Source organism: Limnohabitans sp. TEGF003, from assembly GCF_055395455.1.
On sequence record NZ_AP029225.1, the window covers coordinates 3,059,450 to 3,083,995 of the forward strand.

Below are 24,546 nucleotides of genomic sequence, written 5' to 3' on the forward strand. Positions count from 1 at the left end.
TCAATCGAGCTTGGCGCCAGAGAGTTTGACCAGACGTTCCCAGACCGGGGCGTCTTTCTTGAACTGGACTGCGAATTCCTCGGGCGTGCTGCCCACGGGAATGAAGCCCATTTGCTGGATGCGCTCGCGCATATCGGGCTGCGCGATGATGGCGCGCACTTCGGTGGCCACGCGGTTGAGCACATCGGCCGGGACCTTGGCAGGTGCACTCATGCCCACCCAACCCGTGACGCGAAACACCTCGTCCTTGATGCCCTGCTCGATCATGGTGGGCACCTTGGGCAGCGCAGGCATGCGTTGCATGCCAGTGACCGCCAGCACCTTCAGTCGGCCCGATTCGATGTAGGGACGTGCTGACTGCAGGCTGGCGAAAGTCATCTGGATCTGGCCACCGACCAGGTCCTGCAGCATCAGGGCTTCACCCTTGTAAGCGGCGTGGTTCATGTCGGCCTTGAAGTTGTCCGACAGCCAGGCACCGGCCAAGTGGGCATACGAGCCCATACCCCAGGACCCGTAGGCCAGCTTGCTTTTGTTGCGCTCGATGTACTGCATCAGTTCGGGCGCGTTGTTCACCGGCAGTTGCGGGTTGACCAAAAGCACCACTGGTGCCAGCGCGATCTGCGTGATCAAGGCCTGGTCTTTTTGCGGGTTGTAGGGCAGCTTCTCGTACAGGTACTGGTTGATGAGCATGGTCGTGCCCAACGAAACCAGGAAGGTGTAGCCGTCCGCCGGCGACTTCAAGGCCTGGTCGGTACCGGTGACGCCACCGGCGCCACCGCGGTTGTCCACCAGCACGGGCTGACCCAGGCGAGTAGCGAGCTTCTCGCCCAGAGTGCGGGCTGTGATGTCGGTTGCACCGCCAGCGGCGTAAGGCACGATCAGCTTGATGGGCTTGCTGGGGTAAGCCTGGGCCCAGGCGCTGACAGTGCTCAGTGCCATTGCGGCGACCAGCAGGGTGCGGCGGTTGAAAATCGATGTTTTGAAAACGTTCATCTCTGTGCTCCTGTTCAGTCCACACCAATGGACTTGTTGCGAATCACTCGGCCCCATTTGTCGTAGTCGCCCTGGATGCGGGCAGCCATGCGCTCAGCGCTCTGATAATTGGCGATGGCGCCAGCGGTCAGCATCTTTTCTTGCACCGCTTTGTCAGCCAGAATTTCTGTCACCTCTTTGTTGATGCGCGCCACCACTTCCTTGGGGGTGCCCAAGGGGGCCAGCAGGCCACCCCAGGAGACGGCATCAAAGCCCTTGAAACCTTGCTCGGCAATGGTCTTGACTTGCGGCAGCATGGCCACGCGTTGCGGCGAGCCGACCGCAATCGCACGCAGCTTGCCCGACTGGATATGCGGCAGGGCTGCCACCAGGTCGGCATACATCACAGGCACCTGGCCGCCGATGGTGTCGGTGATGGCCGGCACACCGCCCTTATAGGGTACATGTTGCATGTCAAACTGACCCAGCTCCTTGAGCAGTTCCATGCTCAGATGTCCAAAGCTGCCGGGGCCGGAGCTGGTGTAGTTGATCTGACCAGGTCGCGCCTTGGCATGCGTGATGAGCCGCTGCACATCGGTCACGCTGGGCATCTGGGCAGGGTTGACCACCACCACAATCGGCAGGTCATAAATGGTGGCCACGGGCGTGAAATTTTTCACCGTGTCGTAGCCGGTTTTCTTGTAGATGTGGGGGGCCAGCAGCGTGGGCGTGGCCAGCATCATCAGGGTGTAGCCATCGGCCGGGCTGTCCATGACCTGCTTGGCAGCAATCGAGCCGGAAGCCCCGGCACGGTTTTCCACCACCACAGGCTGCTTGAGCCGCTCGGCCAGTTTCTGGCCGAGGATGCGCGAAGCGGTGTCGGTCGGGCCGCCCGCCGGAAATGGCACAACGAGCTTGATGGGGCGGCTCGGCCAGGCATCGGCCAGAGCGGTGGTCGCCACCAGCGGCAGCAGTGCAGCCAACAGGGCGCGGCGAGTGCATCGGATGATGTTCATGAAGGTACTTCCTCTGAAAAAAAAGCGTCAGTTCGGTTGTGAGGGGGGCAGCGTCAGCACCCCCCTGGTTTGCAAATCCTGCAGCGCCTGCTCGGACATCTGCAGTAATTTCTGCAGCACCTCGCGGGTGCCTTCGCCCAGCGTGGGTGGCGCGTTGCGGATCGGCAGGCGTTCGCCGTCAAGCCGGTAGGGTGGCGCGAACACATGGGTGCTGCCGGCCACCGGGTGTGGCATTTCCTGGAGCAGACCGCCTTGGCGGGTGCGCTCGCTGGTCAGCGCTTCGTGCAGACCCGCCACCTTGCCGCAGGGAATGCCTGCCGCGCTCAGGCGCTGCAGCAGCACGTCGCGGGGGAAGCTGCGAATCAGTGCCATCATCATGGGCAGCAGCGTGAGCCGGTTTTTGGCACGCTCCACGTTGGTGGCATAACGCGGGTCCTCCACGATGTCGGGGCGCTGCACCACCTCACGGCAGAACTTGTCAAACTGGCTGTTGTTGCCCACCGCGATGATGAGCGGACCGTCCGCCGCCTCGAACATGCCGTAAGGCACGATGGACGGGTGGGCGTTGCCGTAACGCTGGGGATCGCGACCCAGCAGCATGGCGTCCAGGCCGTAATAGCCTGTGACCATCAGGCCACAGTCGTACAGCGACATCTCGATGTGCCGACCCTGGCCCGTGCGCTCACGACGGAACAGTGCCGCCAGCACCGCCTGGGCGGCGTACATGCCGGTCATCATGTCCACCACGGCCACGCCAAACTTGAGCGGGGCCTGCCCGGCTTCGCCGTTGATGGCCATGAGGCCGGCCTCGCCCTGGATCACCAGGTCGTAGCCCGGGCGTTTGGCTTCAGGTCCGGCGCTGTTGTAGCCGGCCACCGAGCAATAGATCAGGTCAGGCCTGATCGCTTTCAGCTGGGCATAGCCCAGACCCAGTTTGTCGGCGCCGCCGGTCTTGAAGTTCTGAATGACGACGTCGAACTGCGGCAGCAGGTCGTGGATCAGCTTTTGTCCTTCGGGCGTCTGCAGATCCACGGTGATGGACCGCTTGTTGCGGTTCATGCTGTTGTAGTAGGTCGTCTCCGTCTTGCCGATGCGCATGCCCCAGTCACGGGTATCGTCCCCGCGACCGGGATGCTCCACCTTGATGACTTCGGCACCGAAGTCGGCCAGCACCTGCCCGCACAAGGGGCCTGCAAACACGCGCGACAGGTCCAGGACCCGCACGCCTTCAAGTGGCATGTCCATGGCTTCAGCCCTCTGCACCCAGGGCCATGTAGCGGGCCAGGTGGTGGTCTTCGTCGCCGAGCTGGTGGTCGATCATGACCAGGCGCTTGGCGTAATGCGACAGCGGCAACTCCCAGGTCATGCCGATGCCGCCGTGCAGCTGAATGCTTTCTTCGGCCACCCGCGTGCCAATACGACCGATGGTGAACTTGGCCGCCGACAGCGCGCGTTCCCGGGTGATGCGGTCAGCGTCCAGGGCGGCGGCGGCATTGATGACCGCCGAGCGCGCCTGCTCCACCTCGAGCAGCAGATCGGCCATGCGGTGTTGCAGGGCCTGGAAGCTGCCAATCGGTTTACCAAACTGTTTGCGCGTTTGCAGGTATTCGAGCGTGCTTTGTTTGGCCACGTCCATGGCCCCCACGGCCTCGGCACACAGCGCCAGCACACCGCAGCCCACCGCTTGCTCCAGCACGGCCAGGCCCTGGCCTTCGGTGCCAAGCAATGCGCTGGCATCCACACGCACCTGGTCGAGCACCAGCTCGCAGGCACTGCCGCCGTCGATGCGGTTGTAGCTGCGGCGCTGCACACCAGCGGCATCGCCCGGCACCAGGAAGAGCGTGATGCCCTCTGCACTGTCCACCGCGCCCGAAGTGCGGGCCGACACCAGCAGCAGCTGGGCGTGTTGGCCGTGCACCACCACCGCCTTGCGGCCCGAAATCACCCAGCCATCGCGCTGACGCTCGGCACGGGTGGCCACGCGTTCCAGCTCGTAGTGGCCCTGCGGCTCATCGTGAGCCAGCGCGGCCACGGTGCTGCCATCGATCAGTTCGGCCATGCGTGCCTTCTGGGCCTCGCTGCCTGCGGCAGTCAGCGCACGGCCGACCATCAAGGCGCCCAGGAAAGGTTCGGTCACCAGGCCACGGCCCAGGCACTCGAACACTACGGCAATGTCAAAGCCGGCACCGCCAAAGCCGCCCACGGCTTCGGGAAACAGCGCGCCGATGGCGCCGAGCTCGGCAAACTGCTGCCAGCGCTCTGCGGCAAAGCCCTGCTCGCCATAGGCATGGTGGTTGCGGAACTCGATGCCGTATTGCTCGGCCACGAAACGGTTGAGAGAGTCCGCCAGCATGCGGCGGTCTTCGGTGTGTTCGAAATTCATCGCGTGGGCCTCACAGTCCCAGGATCATCTTGGAGATGATGTTTTTCTGGATTTCATTGGAGCCGCCGAAGATCGACAGCTTGCGGTAGTTGAAGTAATTGGCAGCGGCCGTGGCGGCTTCCTTGGGGCCCACGGGCTCATCTGTGTAGCCTTCGTACTGGGCCTCTTCGATGTAGGGCAGCGCATACGGCCCCATGGCACGGCGGATCAGCGACAGGATTTCCTGGCGGATCTCGGTGCCGCGGATCTTGAGCATGGAACTCTCGGCTCCCGGCACGCCACCACCGGCCACCGCAGCGATCACGCGCAAGTTGGTGGTCTTCATGTTCTCCAGATCGATCTCGACCTTGGCCATGCGGGTGGCAAACAGCGGGTCCTGGCTCAGAGGCTTGCCGTTGCGGTGCACCTTGCTGGCCACCACCTTGAGCTTTTCGAGCGCAGCCATCGAGAAGCCCACACCGGCAATGCCCGTGCGCTCGTAAGTCAGCAGGTATTTGGCGCAGGTCCAGCCCTTGTTCTCCTCACCCACCAGGTTTTCGACCGGTACTTTCACATCGGTGAAGAAGACTTCGTTGACTTCGCGGTCGCCGTCGAGCGTGCGGATCGGGCGCAGTTCCACGCCCGGGCTCTTCATGTCCACCAGCAAAAAGCTGATGCCTTCCTGCGGCTTGGCGTCGCGGTCGGTGCGCACCAGACAGAAAATCATGTTGGCGTGCTGGCCCTGGGTGGTCCAGGTTTTCTGGCCATTGACGATGTAGTGCTCACCCTGGCGCACGGCCGTGGTTTTGACCGAGGCCAGATCGGAGCCGGCACCCGGCTCGGAATAGCCCTGACACCACCAGTCCTCGCCGCTCAAGATGCGTGGCAGCCAGTAACGCTTTTGCGCTTCGTTGCCGTATTTGATGAGCACAGGCCCCAGCATGTTGACACCAAAAGGCACGATGCGCGGCCCGCCGGCCAGTGCACACTCGTGGTCAAAGATGAATTTCTGCACCGCGCCCCAGCCGGGGCCACCCCAGGCCTGGGGCCAGTGGTTGGCATACCAGCCACGCGCGTTCAGGATGGCGTGCCACTCATCCTGGTCAGCTTTGGAGAGGCGCTGACCGGCCTTGACCTTGCTGGCGATGCGCTGGGGCAGTTTCTCTTTCAGAAAAGCCTGCACCTCGGCGCGGAAGGCTTCTTCTTCGGGGGTGAAGTTCAGATCCATGTCGTTCCTCAGTAAATTTCAAACAGGCCCGCAGCGCCCATACCGCCCGCGATGCACATGGTGACCACGGCGTACTTGGCTTTGCGGCGTCGGCCTTCGAGCAGCACATGTCCGGCCAGGCGCGCGCCGGTCATGCCGAAGGGGTGACCCACGGAAATGGCCCCGCCATTGACGTTCAAGCGCTCGTCGGGAATGCCCAGCTTTTGCTGGCAATAGATGGACTGCGAGGCGAAGGCTTCGTTGAGCTCCCACAGGTCGATGTCATCGACTTTGAGGCCATGGCGCGCTAGCAACTTGGGCACAGCGAACACCGGACCGATGCCCATTTCGTCAGGTTCGCAACCGGCCACCGCCATGCCGCGGAAGGCACCCAAAGGCTGCAGGCCCAGACGCGAAGCCTCGCCCGCTTCCATCAGCACGCAGGCCGATGCCCCGTCAGACAGTTGCGAGGCATTGCCGGCGGTGATGAACTGCTCAGGGCCTTTGACGGGCTGCAGCTTGGCCAGCGATTCGTAGCTGGTGCCGGGGCGGTTGCAGTTGTCGACCGTGGCGGTCACTTCGCGCTGGCTCACCACACCGGTTGCCTTGTCGGTCACGGCCATGACCGTGGTGCAAGGCACGATCTCGTCGTCAAAGCGGCCTGCGGCCTGGGCTTCGGCCGTCTTGCGCTGGCTCTCGACCGAGAACCGGTCCTGCGCTTCGCGGCTGATGCCGTAGCGGCGGGCCACGATGTCGGCGGTGTCGATCATGGCCATGTAGAGCTCGGGCTTGCGCTCCAAAATCCAGGGGTCCATGCCCAAGTTGCCATCGTCGCGCGAGCGGATGCCCGAGATGCTTTCCACACCCCCGGCGATCATGGCAGGCGCACCGTCAACCACGATGCGGCCTGCGGCCATGGCAATCGCCTGCAGGCCGGAAGCGCAAAAGCGGTTGATGGTGGTGCCGGCGATCGACAACGGCAGCTCGCTGCGGATGATGGCCTGGCGCGCCACGTTGCGCCCGGTGATGCCTTCGGGGTAGCCACAACCGAGGATGGCGTCCTCGATCAGGGCCGGGTCGATGCCAGCGCGCTGCACTGCCGCCTGGACGGCGAACGCGGCCAGCGTGGGCCCGGGCGTGATGTTGAATTCGCCCCGGTGGGATTTGGCCAGAGGGGTACGGGCGGTCGAGACGATGACGGCTTCACGCATGGCGTGTCCTTTCCTTGAAAACTGAAATCGGGTGGGTCAGAGGTGACTCAAAGGCGGTTCAGGCTGTCGAAGTTCTGGCCTTCGGCCACCAGGCGTTCGAGCAGGGGCGAGGGCTTCCAGAACACGGGATCTGCCTTGGCGAACTCGCGGATGTCGTCGAGCACCTTGTCCAGGCCCACCATGTCGGCGTATTTCATCGGCCCGCCACGGTGACGCGGAAAACCGTAGCCGTACAAAAAGGTCACATCCACATCGAGCGGGCGCAGCGCAATGCCTTGCGCCACCACGTTGGCCCCTTCGTTGACCATGGCCGCCATGTAACGCCGCATGATCTCTTCGGGTGTGAATCTGCGCGGGGTGATGCCGGCGCGCTGGCGTTCGGCATCGATGATGGCGAGCACTTCGGGGTCGGGCTGACCCGTGCGGGCCCCTTGCGGGTAGAGGTAATAGCCACGGCCGGTTTTCTGGCCGAACCAGCCACGCTCGCAGATGCGGTCGGCAATCTGCACATAACGGGCTTGGGGATCGCGGGTGGGTGCACGGCGTTTGCGCGTGGCCCAGCCGATGTCGCCGCCGGCCAGGTCCGAGACCTGAAACGGGCCCATGGGGTAGCCAAAGTCGCGCACCGCCGCATCAATTTCGTAGGGTGAAGCGCCGTCTTCCATCATGTGGTCGGCCGCGGCACGGTACACCGCCAGGATGCGGTTGCCGATGAAGCCGTCGCACACCCCGGCGCGCACAGCCACTTTCCTGAGCTTTTTCGCCAGCTCGAAGGCCGTGGCCACGACATCGGCCGCCACCTGGGCGGGCACGACGATTTCCAGCAGCTTCATGATGTTGGCCGGCGAGAAAAAGTGCAGGCCAATCACGTCCTGCGGGCGCGCAGTGCTCGCCGCGATCGCGTCGATGTCCAGGTAAGACGTGTTGGTGGCCAGCACCGCGCCGGGCTTGCAGACCCGGTCCAACTCGGCAAACACCGCCTGTTTGACGGTCAGGTCTTCAAACACGGCTTCAATCACCAGGTCCACCGAGGCCAACGCTTGGTAATTTGTGCTGCCGGTGAAGCGGGCCATCACGTCGGCCTTGGCCTCGGGCGTCATGCGGCCCTTGGCCACCAGGCCGTCATACACCTTTTCCACATGGGCGCGGCCACGGGCGATCGACGCCTCGTCGCGCTCCACCATGGTCACGGGCAAGCCGGCGTCGAGCACCGACACCGCAATGCCTGCGCCCATGGTGCCGCCACCGACCACGCCCACCGAGGCGATGGCGCGTGGCTTGGCCGCCCGGGCTTCGGGGACCTTGACGACTTCACGCTCGGCAAAGAACGCATGGATCAGACCGGCACGCTGAGGGCTGTCAATGCACTGCAAAAACAGCTGACGCTCGAATTTCAGGGCTTCATCGAACGGCAAGTCCAGACCGGCCTGCACCGCCTCGATCACCTTCAGGGGCGAGAACAGGCCGCGTGATTTTTGGGCGGTCTCACTGCGCAAAGTCTCCAGCGTGGCCAGAGATCCGGCTTTGTCACGGAACAGCGTGTCCACATCGCGCGTGCGTCGCACGCCAGCCCCCGCAGACAGCAACTCGGCGGCATAAGCCAGACCGGCAGCGCGCACATCGCGGCCTTCGGCCAGGCGGTCGATCAGGCCCACGTCCAGCGCTTCCTGGGCCCCCATGTGGCGGCCGCTGAGCATCAGCTCCACGGCGGGGCGCAGACCCATCAAACGGGGCGCGCGCTGCGTGCCACCCGAACCTGGCAGCAGGCCAAGCTGAACTTCGGGCAAACCCAGACGAGCATCGCCCAGGGCCAGCCGGTAGTGGGCGGACATGGCGATTTCCAGCCCCCCGCCCAGCGCCGGGCCGTGGATGGCGGCAATGACAGGCTTGTCGCAGGCTTCGATGCCGTTGCACACCTCGGGCAGGCTGGGTGGCAGCGGTGGTTTGCCAAATTCGCGGATGTCCGCGCCAGCGATGAAGGCGCGACCGGCGCCCACGATCAGCACAGCGCGTACCTGCGCGTCGGCTTGCGCCTGCTGCACGGCCTGAAGCAGACCCCGGCGCACCTCCACATTCAGGGCATTGACCGGCGGGTGGTCGAGGGTGACAACCAGGATATCGCCCGCACGCTCGGTGCGGACGGCGGGTGCTGCAGAAAGGCTCACACAAAACTCCAAAAGGCAAAAAACCACCGCAGTGGACTCTCGGTATTGTCTTTTGGAAAGATTGGATTGACAATTACACGTTTCATTGACAGAGTGTCAAATAAATTTGACGTATGAGCCTGGATCTTTCGTCCCTGACCTTGCTGGTCGACATCATTGATGCGGGCAATCTCAGCCAGGCCGCGCGCAAGCTGAAGATGACGCGCGCCAACGTCAGCTACCACCTGAGCCAACTGGAAAAAGCAGTGGGCGTGGAACTGGTGCGGCGCACCACACGACGGGTGGAACCCACCGAGGTGGGCTGGCGTCTGTACGAGCATGGGCGTACCGTGCGCAACGAAATCGTGGCGGCCGAGGAAACCATTGCCAATCTGGGTCAGGGCCTGCAAGGGCGTGTGGGCCTGAGCGTGCCCAGCGGTTACGGACAGATGGTGATGTCGGACTGGCTGGTCGAGTTCAAGCGCCTGTACCCGGGCATCGTGCTCGACGTGGTGTTTGAAAATCGGATCGACAACCTGCGCGACGAGGTGGACATCGCCGTCCGCATCCTGCCCGAGCCACCGCAGCAAATGATCGCGCGCGAGTTCGGCACCGTGCGCTATCTGGCTTGTGCCTCCAAGGCCTATGTGCAGGCGCACGGCTTGCCTACCGAACTGGCGCAGTTGCGCACCCAGGCCCTGATCACTGCCAACGTGGTAGGCCGACACCTGTCACTGCGCGGCTATCGACAAGGCGAACGCGAAGAGGTCATGCTCGCGCCCACCCTGATCTCCGACCACTACCCCTTTTTGCGCCAAGGCATCCTGGCCGGCCTGGGCATCGGGCTGGTGCCCGACTATGTGGTGCAAGACGTGATCGCCAACGGCGAGGTGCTCACCGCACTCAACGATTACCGGCTCAGCATCTTCGGCACCAACATGTACCTGCTGTACCTGCCCAACCGGCACCAGACCCGGGCGGTACGCACCTGCATCGATTTCCTCACGGACAAGGCCCGCAGTATTGAAGCTTGAGGCTTCGGCGGCATGCACGCAGGGTTTTTGGACCATCCACCGATTTGCTCGGCCATGGCCAACAGGGATCAAAAGCCAGGCCTCCTGTGGTCCGACATTCTTGAACCTGCACCCAACCCGCGCGTGTGCGGCGAAGCCACCCCCAAGAGCGCTTTGACCTGCCAAGCCTTGGCAGGACCGGCCTCGTGACACAAGGTTCAGGCCGATGCTGCAGTGGCCCCGGGGGAAGATTGGTGTGCCGCAAAACGCGCCAGCACATGGCCGATCATGCCTTTGGCCAGCTCTTCCTCGCCAAAGAACACGGTGCCCACGCCGTCCTTGCGCAGCATCGACGACTCGTCTTCGCTGTGCATGCACAGCACGACCTCGATGTCCGGGTTCAAGGTGCGTGCAGTGCTGGCCATTTGACGCACCGTCAGCGGGTCGTGCGTGGCCACCACCAGCATCGCGGCATCGGCAATATGGGCCTGGATCAGCACCGCCGGATCGGCCGCGTTGCCCGACACCGCCACCAGCCCCTGGCTGCGCAGGTCTTCGACCAGTTCGCGGTTTTGATCGGCCACCACAAACGGAATGCCGCCCGCCGTGAGCGCGTCAGCAATGCGCCGACCCACCCGACCATGACCCACCAGCACCACTTGGCCTGAGAGGTACTTGCGTTCGGTGCTCATGGGCAGCTCGGCATAGGGGTCGTCGCGCTGCTCCAGACTGCGGGCCAAGGTCGAGCGGGCCAGAATCCAGCGGCGCATCGGCTCGATGGCTGCAAACAAGAGCGGGTTGAGGGCGATCGAAATGAGCGCTGCAGCAAGCACCAGGCTCATGCCTTCGGCCGGCAACAAGCCGAGCGACAAACCCAGTCCCGCCAGAATGAAAGAAAACTCGCCAATCTGGGCCAGACTGGCCGACACCGTGAGGGCCGTGTTCAGTGGGTACCGGAAAGCCAGCACGATGGCCAAAGCCGCCACCGACTTGCCGACAATGATGATGGCCACCACCGCCAGCACATGCAGGGGTTGCGTCAGCAAAATGCCCGGCTCGAACAGCATGCCCACCGACACAAAAAACAACACCGAGAACGCATCCCGCAAAGGCAGCGACTCTTCGGCGGCGCGGTGGCTGAACTCCGACTCGCGCATGACCATGCCCGCAAAAAACGCGCCCAGGGCAAAGGACACGCTGAACAGCTGCGCCGCCCCGTAGGCAATGCCAATGGCAGCAGCAATGACCGACAGGGTGAACAGCTCGCGCGAGCCGGTGCGCGAAATGTGCCACAAGAGCCAGGGCAGAACGCGACGCCCGGCCACCAGCATGATGGCGATGAAGGCCGCCACCTGCAGCAGGGTTTTGCCGATCGTGACCCACAGCGGCTCGGCACCGGGTGCAGGGACCACCGAACTGCCCAGCACACCGGCCAGCGGCGGCATCAGCACCAGCACCAGCACCGTGGCAAGGTCTTCCACCACCAGCCAGCCGACGGCGATGCGGCCATTCATGCTGTCCAGCACACCCCGCGCTTCGAGCGCCTTGAGCAGCACCACCGTGCTCGCGCACGACAGGGACAAACCAAAAATCAGGCCCGCACCCCAGGACCAGCCCCAGGCCCAGGCCGCCCCCATGCCCAAGAGCGTGGCCAGACCCATCTGCACCACCGCGCCGGGCACCGCGATGCGCCGCACCGCCAGCAAATCCTTGAATGAAAAATGCAAGCCCACGCCAAACATGAGCAACATCACGCCGATCTCGGACAACTGGGCCGCCAGTTTCACATCAGCCACAAAGCCGGGTGTGGCGGGGCCGATCAGGATGCCGGTCAACAGGTAACCCACGAGGGCGGGCACCTTCATGCGCTCGGCCACAAAGCCCAGCACCAGTGCGATGCTGAAGCCTGCGGCCAGGGTGGTGATGAGGGAAATGTCGTGCGGCATGGTCCCGAATATAGGGCAGATGCAAAGGCCTCACATGGCCCGACATTTGGCGCAGGGCCACAGCGGCGGCGACAGGCCTGAAGGAACCTCTCCGCGCCTCAGCGTGTGAGCCAGCGCCGCGCCGCAAAGCTCAGCGCGTCCACGCAAGCCACCATCAGCAGCATGGCCGCCAAAATGGTGGCGGTTTTGTTCATGTGGAACAGGCCCATGTGGAAAGACAACAATTGCCCCAAGCCGCCCGCACCCACCACGCCCAGCACGGCGGCAGCGCGGATGTTGTTTTCCCAGCGGTACAGCGTGTAGCTCATGAGCTGCGGCAGCACCTGCGGCAAAGTGGCATACAAGAACACGCGCAGCGGACCCACGCCCTGGGTGCGCAAGGCATCACCCGGCCCGGTGGGCACGTTTTCCATGGCCTCGGCAAACAGGCGACCCAGCACGCCACTGGTGTGCAAGGCCAGCGCCAATGTCCCCGCCATGGGCCCGAGACCCGCCGAGATCAAGAGCAATGCGGCCCACACCAGTTCGGGAATGGCGCGCAACGCATTGAGCAACCAGCGTGTGGGGCTGCGCAACCAAGCCGGGTCTTGGGTGCTCAAGCGGCTGGCCGGCACCGCCAGCGCCAGCCCCAAAACCGCCGCCATGGCGGTGCCCAGCGCCGACATGGCCAGGGTTTCCCAGGCGGCCCAGGCCACCTTGTTCACAAACACGGGCGACAAGTCGGGCGGAAAAAACTCCGCCACAAAGCGGCCCATGCTGCGCGCCGCTTCCATCGATGCAAAAGCCGCCCAATCCAAATCGAGCGACACAAAACTGGCCACCACCAAGACCCCCAAAGCCACGGTGAACCAACACGCCTTGCAGCGGGCGTCAAAAATTGGCGGCGGCAATTTGTAGGGCGGGTTGGCCGCTTCACGCGAAAAGGACTTCATGCCAGCGCCTTTCTCAGCCAGGCGCTCACGCGGTCGGCCAGCGCCACCAGCGCAATGAACACCAGCAGCAAGGTGGCCACCTCGCCGCCATTGAACATCTTCATCGAGTTGTCCAGTTGCTGGCCCAAGCCCCCCGCGCCCACAAAGCCCAGCACCACCGACGAGCGGATGGCGCATTCCCAGCGGTAAACGGTGTAAGACGCCAACTCAGCAGCATGGCTGGGCAGCAGCGCGTACACAAAGGCCTGCAGCCGGCCGCTGCCGTTGCGCATCAGGGTCTGGGTGGCGTGGGCCTCGCCGCTTTCCAGAATCTCGGCGTACACCTTGCCCAGCATGCCGCCATAGGTCAGCGCAATGGCCAGCACGCCCGCGGTGGGCCCCAGGCCCACCACGCGCACAAACACCAGCGCCCAGATCAATTCGGGAATGCTGCGCAGCACGATCAAGGCCGCACGCACGCACCAGCGCAGCACGGCCGGCCAGCGGTCCATGCGACCGGACAAGGCCGACAGCGACAGAACCCGCGTGGCCAGCAAACTCATCGGCACAGCCAGCACCAGCGCCAGCGTGACGCCCGCGGTGGCCATGGCCACGGTGCGCCAGGTCTCGCGCAGCACCATCTGCAGAAATTCGGGGTGGTGCACCAGCGGCCAGAAGCTGCGCACAAAGTCGGCGGTGACCTTGCGGTTCTCGGGCTCCCACAGCACCCAGGGTCGGAACTCGGTGGCCACACCCAGCGGCCACAACAGCACCAGCGCCAGGCACAGCCAGAACACGCGTGCGGCAAACGCCGGGTCGCGCGTGGGTGCTGGTGCAAACGGCCGCGCGGGTGGTGAACCGGGAGGCTGGGCCACAGGCAAATGGGACACGGAAGCGGTCATGGGGGGTGAGCGAAACGTCTGGAGCCCGAACGCCTCAGCGGCAGTGCATCACCACGGGGGCGGGCGCTGCCGGTGCAAGCTCTTGCAGCGCCGCAGGCAACGCCTCACCGCGCAACTCGTGCTCGTGCTGGTCGTACAAATGCGCCAGGCGCTCGGGACTGACCTGATCCGGGGGCAGATCGAACACCTGCTGGCCATCGCGCAAGCCAATGATGCGCGGAAAGTGCGCCAGCGCCATGTCCACCTGGTGCAACGTGGCCACCAGCGTGACCTGGCGTTCGCGGGCCAGGCCCACCAGTGCGGTCATGGCCATGCGGGCGCGCACCGGGTCCAGCGCCGACAACGGTTCGTCGATCAGCCACAGGCTGGCCGGGGCCAGCAGGGCGCGGGCCAGGCCCACACGCTGGCGCTCACCGCCCGACAGGCGGTCCACGCGCTCAAACAATTTGTCGCCCAGGTCAAAGTGCGCCAGCGCCTCGTAAGCGGCCGGGATGTCGGCCGGGTAAAACAGCGAACGCAAACTGGCCCACAAACCCATGGCGGGCAAACGCCCGGCCAGCACCGAAGTCACCACACGTTGGCGCGGCGGCAGAGGCGGCACCTGCGGGGCCAGAAACAACCGACCACGCAATGCGCGCAAAGCGCCTGCAGACTGGGCCCAGGGGTTCACCCCCGCCAATTGCAGCGTGCCTTGCGTGGGCGGCTGGGCACAGGCCAGCACCTGCAACAGCGTCGTCTTGCCCGCGCCCGAGGGGCCAATGATGGCCACCTGCTCACCCGCAGCCAGCTGCAAATTCAATGCACGCAAGGCCGCTGGCGCACCCGGCTTCGCCGCCGGGTGCCGCGCTTCAAGGGCCTGGAGGTCAATGTTCACTGTGACGGCGTCCAGGCTTTACAGCAAGCCCGCGCTGCGTGCAGCCGACTCCAGGCCTTTGTAGTTGTCGGGCGTGGTGGGCACATAGCGGGTGGCGCGGTTGAGCTTCAGGATCTCGGCGTGCTCGGGGTTGGCGGGGTTCAGGGCCAACAAGGCGGTCTTGATTTTTTCGCGCAGGTCGGCAGGCATATCGGCGTGCACCGACCAGTTGTAGTTGAAGTAAGGCGGCGTGGTGTAGAACACGTTCACCGCCTGGGTGTCGACCTTGTTGTCGGCCACAAACTTTTTCCAGACGGTGATGTCGAGCGCAGCGGCATCGACCTTGCCGCTGACCACCGAAGCGATGGTGGCGTCGTGCGCGCCGCTGTAGGCAATGCGCTTGAAGTCCTTTTCAGGTTCGATCTTGGCTTGCAGCAAAAAGCTGCGCGGCATCAGGTGGCCCGAAGTGCTGCTTTGCGAGCCAAAAGAGACTTGCTTGCCCTTGATGTCGGCCAGCGTCTTGATGCCCGAATCGGTCTTGGCAATGAACACCGACTGGAAACGCGTGTCTTCTTCACGCTGCGCCAAAGGCACCACCTTGCCACCGGAACGGATGCTGGCCTGCACAAAAGTGAAGCCGCCAAACCAGACCACATCGACCTTCTTGTTGACCAGCGACTCCACGGCCGCAGGGTAATCGGTCACGGGTGTGAACTGCACCTTCATGCCCAACTGCTTTTCCAGGTAGTTGGCCAAGGGCGTGAATTTGCGCACCTGCTCGGTGGCGGCTTCCTCGGGGATGGTGGTCACGCGCAGCGTGGTCTGCGCCTGGGCAGCGCTGAAGGCCGACAAAGCCAACAAGCCGGCGCAGGCCGAAGTCAGGAATTTGGAAAAGAAGGTGTAGGTCATGGTGGCTTTGTAAAAAAACAAATAAGGGCGATTACACCCTGAAATCCTTGCACCCGACCGGACAGGGGCCAAACCTGCACAGGCCAGTAGAGTCTGCGGTGACTTAATATGCCGCATGCCCACGCCCCAATTCATCCAGTTGTACCAGCACAACGCCGCCGCCGTGGCCCAGGAACTCCTGCAGGGCCTGAACGCCCCGCAGGCCTTCACCTCGCCCAAGTACCTGTACGACGCGCTGGGCTCGCGCCTGTTTGAAGCCATCACCGAGCTGCCCGAGTACGACCTGACGCGCACCGAAGCGCAACTCATGCGCCTGCACAGTGCCGACATGGCCCGGCATCTGCCCACAGGCGCTTGCTGGATCGACTTGGGCGCGGGCAACTGCGAAAAAGCCGGGCGACTGCTGGGGCCCCTGCAGGCCGGGCGCTACGTGGCGGTGGACATTTCGGTGGACTTTGTGCGCCAAGCCCTGGACAGCCTGCAGCGCCAGCACCCGGGCCTGCCCATGACCGGTCTGGGCACCGACTTTTCGGGTGGTCTGGATTTGCCAGACGCGCTGGGCCTAGACACGGCGCAGCCACGCGTCTTGTTTTACCCGGGCTCGAGCATCGGCAACTTCACACCCGATCAGGCCCTGGGCTTTTTGCAAAGCCTGCACCGCGCTTGCGGCACGGCCATGGGCAGCGGCTTGCTGATCGGGGTGGACTTGCTCAAAGACCCGGGCGAACTCGAAGCGGCCTACGACGACGCGCTGGGTGTGACTGCAGCCTTTGACCTGAATTTGCTGCTCCACATCAACCGCCTGGTGGGCAGCAACTTTGCGGTGCGCGACTGGCGACACCTGTCGCGCTTCAACGCCGAGCAGTCGCGCGTGGAAATGCACCTGCAGGCCCGCCACGCGGTGCGCGTGCAGTGGCCGGGCGGCGAGCGCCTGTTTGCGGCGGGGGAAACCATCCACACCGAAAACGCCTGCAAATGGACGGTGCCGAACTTCGAGGCCTTGCTCCGCTCCGCAGGCTTTGCCCAGACCCGTGTCTGGACCGACCCAGCCCAGCGCTTTGCGATGTTTTGGGCAACGGCCTGAGCTTGTCGCGCATTTGATTGGTCGACAGGACCCACCTGCCCATAATGAATTCGACCCAGCACTCTTGCTGTGTACCCATTCAATGACCAGGAGACTTGCATGTTGAACGATCTGAAAGACAAAGTGGTGTTGATCACCGGCTCCAGCACCGGCATCGGGGCCGCAGCGGCGGTGGCCTTTGGCAAACAGGGGGCACGGGTGGCCGTGCATTACAACAGCAGCAAAGGTCCGGGTGAAGAGGTGCTCAAAGCCGTCAAGGCCACGGGCGCACAGGCCATCTTGCTGCAAGGCAACGTGCTCAAAACCGCCCAATGCCATCGCCTGGTCGAAGAAACCGTCAAAGCATTTGGCCGCATCGACATCCTGATCAACAACGCCGGGGCCCTGGTCCAGCGTGTGCCGATTGAAGAAATCACCGACGAGCTGTTTGACAACGTGGTGCACCTGAATGTGCGCTCGGCCATGATGTGCAGTGCCGCTGCAGTGACCGCCATGCGCAGGCAAGGCCAGGGCGGCGTCATCATCAACGTGACTTCGGTCGCGGCCAGACACGGCGGTGCAGCTGGCGCGTCGCTTTATGCAGGCTCCAAAGGCTTTGTGTCCACCATGACCAAAGGTCTGGCCAAGGAACTGGTCAAGGACAAGATCCGTGTCAACGCCATCGCTCCCGGCGTGATCACCACGCCCTTCCACGAGCGCTTCTCGACGCCCCAAATGCTGGAAGGCTTCAAGGCCACGATCCCGATGAACCGTCTAGGCACTGCGGACGAATGTGCAGGCGCATTCCTGTATCTGGCTTCCGAGCAGATGTCGGGTTATGTGACTGGACAGATCATCGACATCAACGGTGGGCAGTACATGCCCTGAGGGTCAATGCACTGAGGGGTAGAGCACGGTCACGCGCCACAAGGTGCGTGGCCGGGTCAGATCGATCAGGGGTGCGCTGTGCAGCAGCAAGGCGTTGTCCCAGACGATCACGTCACCGTTTTCGTAGTGGTTGGTGTAACAGTATTTGTCTTGCGTGGCGTGCGCCGCCAATTCGCGCAACAGGTCCAGGGCCTCGTCATCGGGCATGCCCTCGATGCCAAACGAGCTGCCACTGACCGCATACAGCGCAGGCTGGCCCGTGAAGGGGTGTTTTTTAACCAAGGGGTGCCGCACCCAGTTGACCCGCTTGGCTTGCTCGGCATTGAGCACTGAAGCCACTGTTCTCGATTGCTGGTCCAGATCGTCGCGGTTGCCATAGTGGTGCTTGACCACGAGGTCCTTGATGCTTTCTTTCATGGCGGACGGCAAGTCGGCATAGGCCTTGGCCTGGTTGGCAAAGGTAGTGCCGTTGGGCGCTGGCGGAACGTCCTGAGCATGCAGGATGGTGCAACGCGCCACATCGTCCAGATAGGAATAGTCGGTGTGAAAATACGTGCCAGCGTCCACCAGTCCGGTGGGTTGGCCATCCTTGAACACATTGGACAGCATCAGGATGTTGGCATCTTCCGGGTGATGGAAGGTGTCGATGACGTGCGGCGAAGGCCGCCCCCATTGCCGCGCAAAACCCACCATTTGCGCGGCTGTGAGCGACTGGTTTTTCAGCACCACAAAACCGTGCCGGTGCAAGGCGTCGGCCAGCCACTGGCTTTGGCCGGCATCCAGAGGCTGCGAAAGGTCCAGGCCCTCGATGCGGGCACCCAGAACATCACTCAAAGGTGTGGACACGGGCATGGGATGCGCTTTCCTCAGTTGATCATTTCAGGGGAAAAAATGCGAGGCAGGAACAAGGCGATTTCGGGGAATACGATGACCGCAAAAAGCACCAGCAACATGGGCACCACCATGATCATGGTGTCCTTGAGCGCGAACCTCAACGGCACCTTGGCCACCGCACAACAAATCATCAGGCACATGCCATATGGCGGCGTGACCAGTCCAAAAGCCAAAGACAAAATACCGATGATGGCGAAGTGCACCGGGTGCATGCCCACCGACTGCGCCAAGGGTTGCAGGGTGGTCCCCACGATGATGATGGCAGGGATCGCATCCAGGAAGCAGCCCACAATCAGGAAGGCCACCGCAATGAAGATGCCCACACCGATCACGTCCATGCCCCAGGTCTGAACGTTGGAGAGCAAGGCCTTGGGAATTTGGTAATAAGCCAAGAGCCAGCCAAAAACCGAAGCGGTTCCGACACAAAACAAAGCCACGGCAGACAACTTGCCCGTATCCAGAACTGCTGCGATGAATTGCTTGAACCCCATCTCGCGGTAAAAGAAAAGAGACAAAAGTGCCGCATACAAAACAGCGGCTGCCGCAGATTCAGTCGCCGTGAACCAGCCCAGCAAAATGCCACCCACAATGATCACAGGCGTCAGCATGGCCGGGATGGCGACACCCGCTGATTTGACTATTTCAAGGATATTCGCACGGGGGTAAACAGGGTAGTTGCGTTTGATCGAATAGGCATGCACTGTGGCCATTTGCGCCAAACATAACAACACACCCGGCACGATGCCCGCCAAGTACATGGCGCCGATCGATGTAGAAATCACGCCACCCCAAACCACCATCAAGATGGAAGGTGGAATGATCACCGCCAGAACCGAGGAAACTGCCGTCACCGCGATCGAAAAGGACAGGTCGTAGCCTTCTTTGACCTGCGCCTCAATGAACAGCTTGCCCTGGCCCGCAGCATCGGCACTGGCCGAGCCCGAAATACCGGCAAAAAAGACCGACAACAACACATTGACTTGGGCCAGCCCGCCCGGGAAATGACCCACCAGCGCCCGAGACAAACGCATCATTCTGGATGTGATGCCGCCGCCATTCATCAAGTTGGCGGTCAAGAGAAAAAACGGCACCGCCAACAAAATGAAAGAGTTGTAAGTCTTGAAGGTCTCGTTGAAGAGCACCATCGGCGAAAGCCTGGGCTCCAGCAACAAAACCGGCAAGGACGCCAGACCCAGGGCAAAAGCCACCGGAACCCGGATGGCCAGAAGAAGGAAGAAACCCCCGAAAAGGATCAGGGCGGCCATTCCTGGCGAAAACATGACTGAGCTCAAACCACTGACTCCTGGTTCACACTTTCATCGCCGACAGATGGGCTGAACATGTGGTGCAACAAGAAAACCATCCACAGGAAACCCGAAATGGGCCAGGCGATGAAGATCCACCACATGGGCATATCGGCCAACTCCGAGGTCTGATTCCATCCAAACTGGGTGAATTCAATCCCCCAATAGAAAATCACCCCTGAAAAGATCAACATGAAAAACTGGCACGCGAACAACAGGCGCCGATTGGCCTTGGCGGACAGTTGCGGCAAAAAGTCCACATCAAAGTGCATCTTTTCGCGCACCCCCAAAGTGGCACCCAGCATGATCAGCCAGATGAAAAAGAAACGGCTCATTTCCTCTGTCCACATGTAGCGAGGAATGAAGTCGGTGTACCTGGAAAAAATCTGCAAACTCACAGGTACCAGCAACAGCAGCACCGTGAAGATCAGAAAAAAGGACAGCAAAGCATCAATGAGGAACAACAGCTTTTTCATGAGCAACTTCTGAGGTCAACAAGCAAGGCGGCGGCCTTGCGGCCACCGCCCCCGATCTACAGATCACTTCAAGGCATTGATCTTGGCGTAAATCGCGTCAGCACCGACCTCTTTGGCATAGGCGGCCATGACAGGATCCACCAGCTTTTGCATCTCAGCGCGTTGTGTGAATGGCACCTGCTTGAGCTTGCCTTCCTTGGCGTATTTATCGAGCTTGGCCTGGTCTTCAGACGATTCGATTTGACGACCATAGGCACCCGCTTCCTTGCCGGCCTTCACGATCGCTGCTTGCAGGTCTGGCGGCAGTTTTTTCAGCGTCTTGACGGAGAAGCACAGGGGGCGGATGGTGATGGCGTGGCGCGTCATCAGGATGTTGGGCGCCACTTCGTAGAACTTCATCGCCTCCACGCCAGCTGCTTCGTTTTCACCAGCCTGGATCACACCATTCTGGATGGCGTTGTAAACCTCGTTGTAGGCGATCACCGTCGGGGTCATGCCCACTGCGCCAAAGGTGCGGCTCCAGATGGGGGCACCCTGCACGCGCACTTTCAGGTTTTTCAGCTCGGCCAAATTGCCAGCGGATTTGTTGGCAAAAATGTTGCGCACGCCACCACCGGCGTAGCCAATCAGTTTGACCTCGGCTTTTTGCTCGACTTCATCGGCGATGGGCTTGAGCACGTCTTGGTCGAGCACCTTGTTCCAGTGGTTCAGGTCACTGAACAAAAAGGGCGCGTCGATGAAAGGTGCCGCTTTGGAGAAGGTGGACATGTGGGCGGGCGAGACGATCGCGTAGTCGACCGCCTTGCCTTGGTTCATGTACGCGAAGTAATCTTTTTCAAGGCCCAGCTCGCTGTTTTTGTGCAGCACGAAATTGATGGGCTTGCCATAGTATTTTTTGACCAGTTCTTCAAACCGCACCATCGATTTGGTGAAGGCGTGGTCGTCACCGAACTGGGACGCGCCGTGCAAAGTGATGGCCGCTTGTTGTGCATGCACGCCCAAGGCCATGACCGAAGAAAGAACCACGCCGAGCAAAGGCTTCAAAACTTTCATGTGTATGTCTCCTGTAGTGATATCAACAACAAGCGATTGGCACCGTTGTTTTTTCACTGTAGGACAAACCCACTTGAACAGTCTTGGGGTAAACCATGGGTCCACCGCGCAGCTGTCACGTAGGTGTCCACAGGCTCTGGCACCCTGGCTCAGGAAAGTGATACCTTGAAATGGCCAGCCCACGCCTGTTGCCACATGAGGACATTCGGGGTTTTAATTCATCATACGAAAGAGACATCAATGAAACACATCGGTTTTATCGGCGCTTCAGGCTTGATGGGCCACGGCATTGCGAAAAATTTGTTGGCCAAAGGTTTTCAGGTTTCCCTGACCGCCCATTCACGGCGCGAACCCCTGCAGGACCTGCTGGCGCAAGGCGCCAAACTGGTGGAGCGCCACGCCGATCTGACGGCCTGTGATGCGGTCATCATTTGTGTGACCGGCTCCCCTCAGGTCGAAGCCGCGCTCGAAGGCCCCAGCGGCTTGTTCAGTCAGGCCCGCCCGGGGTTGGTGGTGGTGGATGCGTCCACCAGCGAGCCCGACTCCACCCGTCGCCTGGCCGCGCGCTGTCAAGCCCTGGGCATGACCCTGGTCGATGCGCCCCTGGCCCGCACACCGGTCGAAGCCGAAGCGGGCAAGCTCAACACCATGGTGGGCGCATCCCCTGAGGTCTTTGCGCGTCTGGAGCCGGTGTTCAAGGCCTATTGCGAAAACATCTTCCATGTCGGCGAAATGGGCGCAGCACACGTCATCAAATTGCTGAACAACTTTCTGGGTCAAGCCATCACCACAGCGGCCGCAGAGGCTTTTGCCGTGGGTGCCAAGGCGGGCATCGATGTGACCCAACTGGTGCGGGTGGTGTCGGCTGGCGCGGTCAATTCGGGCCTGTTCCAGGCCATGGCCAAAACACTGGATGGCGACTACACCGGCCTGAAATTCGAGCTGAACAACGCCTCGAAAGACCTGCGCTATTACGTGCACCTGACCGAGAGTGTGAAAGCCCCCTCATTGGTGGGCACCAGCGTGCACCAAAGCCTGGTGACCGCCTGCGCCTTGGGCTATGGTGCGGAGCTGGTGCCGTCGCTGGTCAAGGCGCAAGCACAGATCAACCAGGTCACCATCGCCAAAGGCAGCTGACCCATGGGCCAACGCATGGGCATGGCCCTGGTGGGTCTGGGTGCGGCCTCGCAGCCGCATCTGCGCAGTTTGCAAGACCTGGCGGAGCGGATCGACCTGCGTTACGCGGTGACGCGTCACCCGCATCCGGACCGCATTCGACCCTACGCCGGTCCAGTGCGTGTTGTCTCTGAACTGGACGAAGCCCTGCGAGACCCGCAGGTCCAGGCCGTCATCGTGGCCACACCCCCGGCCACGCACCTGGCCATTTGCCAGCAATGCTTTGCTGCGGGCAAACATGTGCTGCTCGAAAAACCCCTGGAGCTCGACCAGCAGCGTTCTGCCCAACTGGTCGAAGCGGCCCAACAATCAGGACTGCATCTGGGGGTGGTGCTGCAGCACCGCTTTCGCGAAGCCTCGGTCGTGTTGCAACAATTGATCACGCAAGGGCGCTTGGGCGAAGTGCAGGCCGCTTCGGTGCGGGTGCCCTGGTGGCGCTCGCAAGCCTATTACAACGAACTCGGGCGCGGCACTTTGGCGCGTGACGGGGGTGGCGTTTTGCTCACCCAGGCCATCCACACCCTGAACCTGTTTCAGGCTTTGGTCGGGGTGCAATCGGTCAAAGCCGCCACAGTGCGACAAACCCGCCTGCACCAGATGGAAACCGAAGACCATGTGAGCGCCCTGCTGGTCCTGGGCAACGGCGCCCCCGGTGACTTGATGGCCACCACGGCGATGTACCCCGGTTATCCGGAAACGATCGAGGTCATCGGCACGCTGGGCAGTGCACGCCTGAGTGGTGCCAGTCTGGAAGTTAACTTTTTGACGCAAGAGACCCTGACGGTGACCAGCGAAGGCGGCACCGGCAGCGGTGCCAACATGATGGATTTTTCACACCAGCCCCACAAAGACCTGCTGACCGATTTCATCGACGCAATTGCATCAAACCGCCCACCCCGGGTCACCGGTGCCGATGCGCTGAGCACCCACGCCCTGATCGATGAATTGCTGCGCATGGGCTCATCGCCACTGTGAGCTGATTGCTCACAAGGCCACAGACCGGAAGCCTGCAAAGATGTCCTGCCGCTCGGGCAGAAAGAAGTTGCGGTAACGCACATCGATCACATGCGCCGAGGTGGCAGCGCATGCCCCACGCAGCACGCGGTGGGTGTGCCACCAGGGCGCTGAATAGTCACGGTAGGGATGCACTTCAAAACCCGGATAGGGCGCGAAGTCGCTGGCCGTCCACTCCCACACCTGGCCCCACGCAAAACCGGACTGCTGCGCAGCGCATTCCCACTCGGCCTCGGTGGGCAAGCGCCTGCCCGCCCATTGGCACCAAGCCTGGGCATCCTGCGCACTCAGGTGTACCGCCGGAGCTTGCAAGTCCAATGCATGCCACCGGCCAAAGCGCTGCGCTTGCCAAGCCCCATGCGCGCAGCGCATGTGCGGCGGCATGGGGTGACCTGTGGCCTGCACAAACGGCAGGTAACGCGCCCAAGTGACGGCCTCTGCGTCGATGCTGAAAGCCGCCAGTGTCACCGGATGGGCCTGGCGCTCGTTGTCGCAAGCGAAGCCTGGCCCCGCATGGCCGAGTGTGTAGACCTGCGCCGGCACATGGATCAGTGCTCGGGACTCAGTTTGCAACCAGGAAGCCCCCGTGCGCCAGCACAGGGCCTCGGGCAAGGTCAGGCCCAAAGCCTGCGCCATGTAGACCGAGGCTTCGTTGTGCATGTCTTCGTGTTGCAGGGCCAGCCGCCAGAAATACAGGTCATCGTCGCTGGCTACATGGCCTGCGTCGTGCTGCACCTGCACCCCTTGCAAGTGGCTCAGACTGCGCTGCAGCACCTGCGCCAAATAGGTCTGCGTCCCGGTCAGATCGGGCAAAGACAAAGCCCAGCGGCTGTCGTGCGCCACCTCGCTGGAGTTGTAGAGCGCATCGGCATGGGGCAGCAGCGAGGCGTCAAAGTCCGCGCCGCTGCTGGCACTGCGCGTGCCCAGATGGCGCTGACGGTTGCGCACCGTCCACCATTCCTGAAACCAGGCGATGTGACCCCACTCCCACAAAGGCGGGTTCATGCCGGGCAGGGGCGGCACCGACAAATCGGGCAGGGCGCTTTGCCAAGCCTGCATCAGCCCCAGCGTGCGGGTGCGGGTGGCTTGCAGGGCGCGGGCCAACGCCGCAGGCCCGGCGGTGCGCACAGCGCTGTGCACAGGCCCCAGGCAAGCTGAAAAAGACCCGGCCAACGATGCGCCTGGCCCTGTCTGCCCTGCCCCCGCCGTGGTACTGCCATTCATGTATAAAC

At 62.5% G+C, this 24,546-nt stretch carries 22 protein-coding genes; 5 read left to right on the top strand and 17 right to left on the bottom strand.

The genetic code is table 11. From position 1 onward, the window contains the following. The 7 genes from ACZ5RT_RS14600 to ACZ5RT_RS14630 are packed head-to-tail and all read right to left on the bottom strand — an operon-like array spanning window position 1 to window position 8,933. A complete protein-coding gene (locus ACZ5RT_RS14600) occupies window positions 1-993 on the bottom strand; it encodes a Bug family tripartite tricarboxylate transporter substrate binding protein (protein ID WP_464452928.1) in 993 nt (330 codons plus the stop codon). Window positions 994-1,007: 14 nt separating this feature from the next. Beyond that, a complete protein-coding gene (locus ACZ5RT_RS14605; protein ID WP_464452929.1) occupies window positions 1,008-1,988 on the bottom strand; it encodes a tripartite tricarboxylate transporter substrate binding protein in 981 nt (326 codons plus the stop codon). 27 nt (window positions 1,989-2,015) lie between these two features. Further along, window positions 2,016-3,233: a CaiB/BaiF CoA transferase family protein gene (locus ACZ5RT_RS14610; RefSeq protein ID WP_108326991.1), complete on the bottom strand. Its 1,218-nt coding sequence runs from the start codon at window positions 3,231-3,233 to the stop codon at window positions 2,016-2,018. 4 nt (window positions 3,234-3,237) lie between these two features. Further along, a complete protein-coding gene (locus tag ACZ5RT_RS14615; RefSeq protein ID WP_464452930.1) occupies window positions 3,238-4,371 on the bottom strand; it encodes an acyl-CoA dehydrogenase family protein in 1,134 nt (377 codons plus the stop codon). A gap of 10 nt (window positions 4,372-4,381) precedes the next feature. Then, window positions 4,382-5,578 (bottom strand): acyl-CoA dehydrogenase family protein, encoded by a 1,197-nt coding sequence (locus ACZ5RT_RS14620; protein WP_464452931.1) that lies wholly within the window; start codon window positions 5,576-5,578, stop codon window positions 4,382-4,384. 8 nt (window positions 5,579-5,586) lie between these two features. Beyond that, the gene (locus tag ACZ5RT_RS14625; protein WP_464452932.1) at window positions 5,587-6,768 is read right to left on the bottom strand and encodes an acetyl-CoA C-acyltransferase; all 1,182 of its coding nucleotides are present in this window, start codon (window positions 6,766-6,768) and stop codon (window positions 5,587-5,589) included. A gap of 47 nt (window positions 6,769-6,815) precedes the next feature. Next, entirely contained in the window at window positions 6,816-8,933 is a 2,118-nt protein-coding gene (locus tag ACZ5RT_RS14630) for a 3-hydroxyacyl-CoA dehydrogenase NAD-binding domain-containing protein (protein WP_464452933.1), read from the bottom strand. A gap of 119 nt (window positions 8,934-9,052) precedes the next feature. On the opposite strand from ACZ5RT_RS14630, the gene ACZ5RT_RS14635 reads away from it, so the two are divergent. After that, window positions 9,053-9,946, top strand: a complete 894-nt coding sequence (locus ACZ5RT_RS14635) for a LysR family transcriptional regulator (RefSeq protein ID WP_464454223.1) — start codon at window positions 9,053-9,055, stop codon at window positions 9,944-9,946. A gap of 197 nt (window positions 9,947-10,143) precedes the next feature. Here ACZ5RT_RS14635 and ACZ5RT_RS14640 read toward each other — a convergent pair whose 3' ends face one another. From ACZ5RT_RS14640 to ACZ5RT_RS14660, 5 genes are all read right to left on the bottom strand, one after another. After that, window positions 10,144-11,871, bottom strand: a complete 1,728-nt coding sequence (locus tag ACZ5RT_RS14640) for a cation:proton antiporter domain-containing protein (protein ID WP_464452934.1) — start codon at window positions 11,869-11,871, stop codon at window positions 10,144-10,146. A gap of 98 nt (window positions 11,872-11,969) precedes the next feature. Then, a complete protein-coding gene (phnE, locus tag ACZ5RT_RS14645; RefSeq protein WP_291928247.1) occupies window positions 11,970-12,803 on the bottom strand; it encodes a phosphonate ABC transporter, permease protein PhnE in 834 nt (277 codons plus the stop codon). Next, window positions 12,800-13,684: a PhnE/PtxC family ABC transporter permease gene (locus ACZ5RT_RS14650; protein WP_464452935.1), complete on the bottom strand. Its 885-nt coding sequence runs from the start codon at window positions 13,682-13,684 to the stop codon at window positions 12,800-12,802. Before ACZ5RT_RS14650 ends, phnE begins: the two co-directional genes overlap by 4 nt. Before the next feature lie 34 nt (window positions 13,685-13,718). Beyond that, window positions 13,719-14,558, bottom strand: a complete 840-nt coding sequence (locus ACZ5RT_RS14655; protein ID WP_464452936.1) for a phosphonate ABC transporter ATP-binding protein — start codon at window positions 14,556-14,558, stop codon at window positions 13,719-13,721. An 18-nt stretch (window positions 14,559-14,576) separates the two neighbouring features. Beyond that, entirely contained in the window at window positions 14,577-15,446 is an 870-nt protein-coding gene (locus ACZ5RT_RS14660; protein ID WP_464452937.1) for a putative selenate ABC transporter substrate-binding protein, read from the bottom strand. Between the two features lie 115 nt (window positions 15,447-15,561). Between ACZ5RT_RS14660 and egtD the strand changes: the two genes are divergently transcribed. Continuing rightward, complete coding sequence (egtD, locus tag ACZ5RT_RS14665; protein WP_464452938.1) at window positions 15,562-16,530, top strand: L-histidine N(alpha)-methyltransferase; 969 nt, start codon at window positions 15,562-15,564, stop codon at window positions 16,528-16,530. Between the two features lie 102 nt (window positions 16,531-16,632). Next, on the top strand, window positions 16,633-17,397 hold the full coding sequence (locus ACZ5RT_RS14670; protein ID WP_464454224.1) for an SDR family NAD(P)-dependent oxidoreductase: 765 nt from the start codon (window positions 16,633-16,635) through the stop codon (window positions 17,395-17,397). Between the two features lie 3 nt (window positions 17,398-17,400). On the opposite strand, the gene ACZ5RT_RS14675 is transcribed toward ACZ5RT_RS14670, so the two are convergent. From ACZ5RT_RS14675 to ACZ5RT_RS14690, 4 genes are all read right to left on the bottom strand, one after another. After that, window positions 17,401-18,249 (bottom strand): TauD/TfdA dioxygenase family protein, encoded by an 849-nt coding sequence (locus tag ACZ5RT_RS14675; protein ID WP_464452939.1) that lies wholly within the window; start codon window positions 18,247-18,249, stop codon window positions 17,401-17,403. Window positions 18,250-18,263: 14 nt separating this feature from the next. Further along, window positions 18,264-19,571, bottom strand: a complete 1,308-nt coding sequence (locus ACZ5RT_RS14680; RefSeq protein ID WP_422171703.1) for a TRAP transporter large permease — start codon at window positions 19,569-19,571, stop codon at window positions 18,264-18,266. An 8-nt stretch (window positions 19,572-19,579) separates the two neighbouring features. After that, entirely contained in the window at window positions 19,580-20,071 is a 492-nt protein-coding gene (locus tag ACZ5RT_RS14685; protein ID WP_464452940.1) for a TRAP transporter small permease, read from the bottom strand. Window positions 20,072-20,134: 63 nt separating this feature from the next. Then, window positions 20,135-21,124 (bottom strand): TRAP transporter substrate-binding protein, encoded by a 990-nt coding sequence (locus ACZ5RT_RS14690; RefSeq protein ID WP_422171707.1) that lies wholly within the window; start codon window positions 21,122-21,124, stop codon window positions 20,135-20,137. 240 nt (window positions 21,125-21,364) lie between these two features. Between ACZ5RT_RS14690 and ACZ5RT_RS14695 the strand changes: the two genes are divergently transcribed. After that, window positions 21,365-22,261, top strand: a complete 897-nt coding sequence (locus tag ACZ5RT_RS14695) for an NAD(P)-dependent oxidoreductase (RefSeq protein ID WP_464452941.1) — start codon at window positions 21,365-21,367, stop codon at window positions 22,259-22,261. Between the two features lie 3 nt (window positions 22,262-22,264). Continuing rightward, on the top strand, window positions 22,265-23,275 hold the full coding sequence (locus ACZ5RT_RS14700) for a Gfo/Idh/MocA family protein (protein ID WP_464452942.1): 1,011 nt from the start codon (window positions 22,265-22,267) through the stop codon (window positions 23,273-23,275). A 9-nt stretch (window positions 23,276-23,284) separates the two neighbouring features. Here ACZ5RT_RS14700 and senA read toward each other — a convergent pair whose 3' ends face one another. After that, window positions 23,285-24,538 carry a selenoneine synthase SenA gene (gene senA / locus ACZ5RT_RS14705; protein ID WP_464452943.1) on the bottom strand — a complete coding sequence of 418 codons (1,254 nt, stop codon included), beginning with the start codon at window positions 24,536-24,538 and terminating at the stop codon, window positions 23,285-23,287. Window positions 24,539-24,546: the final 8 nt, after the last annotated feature.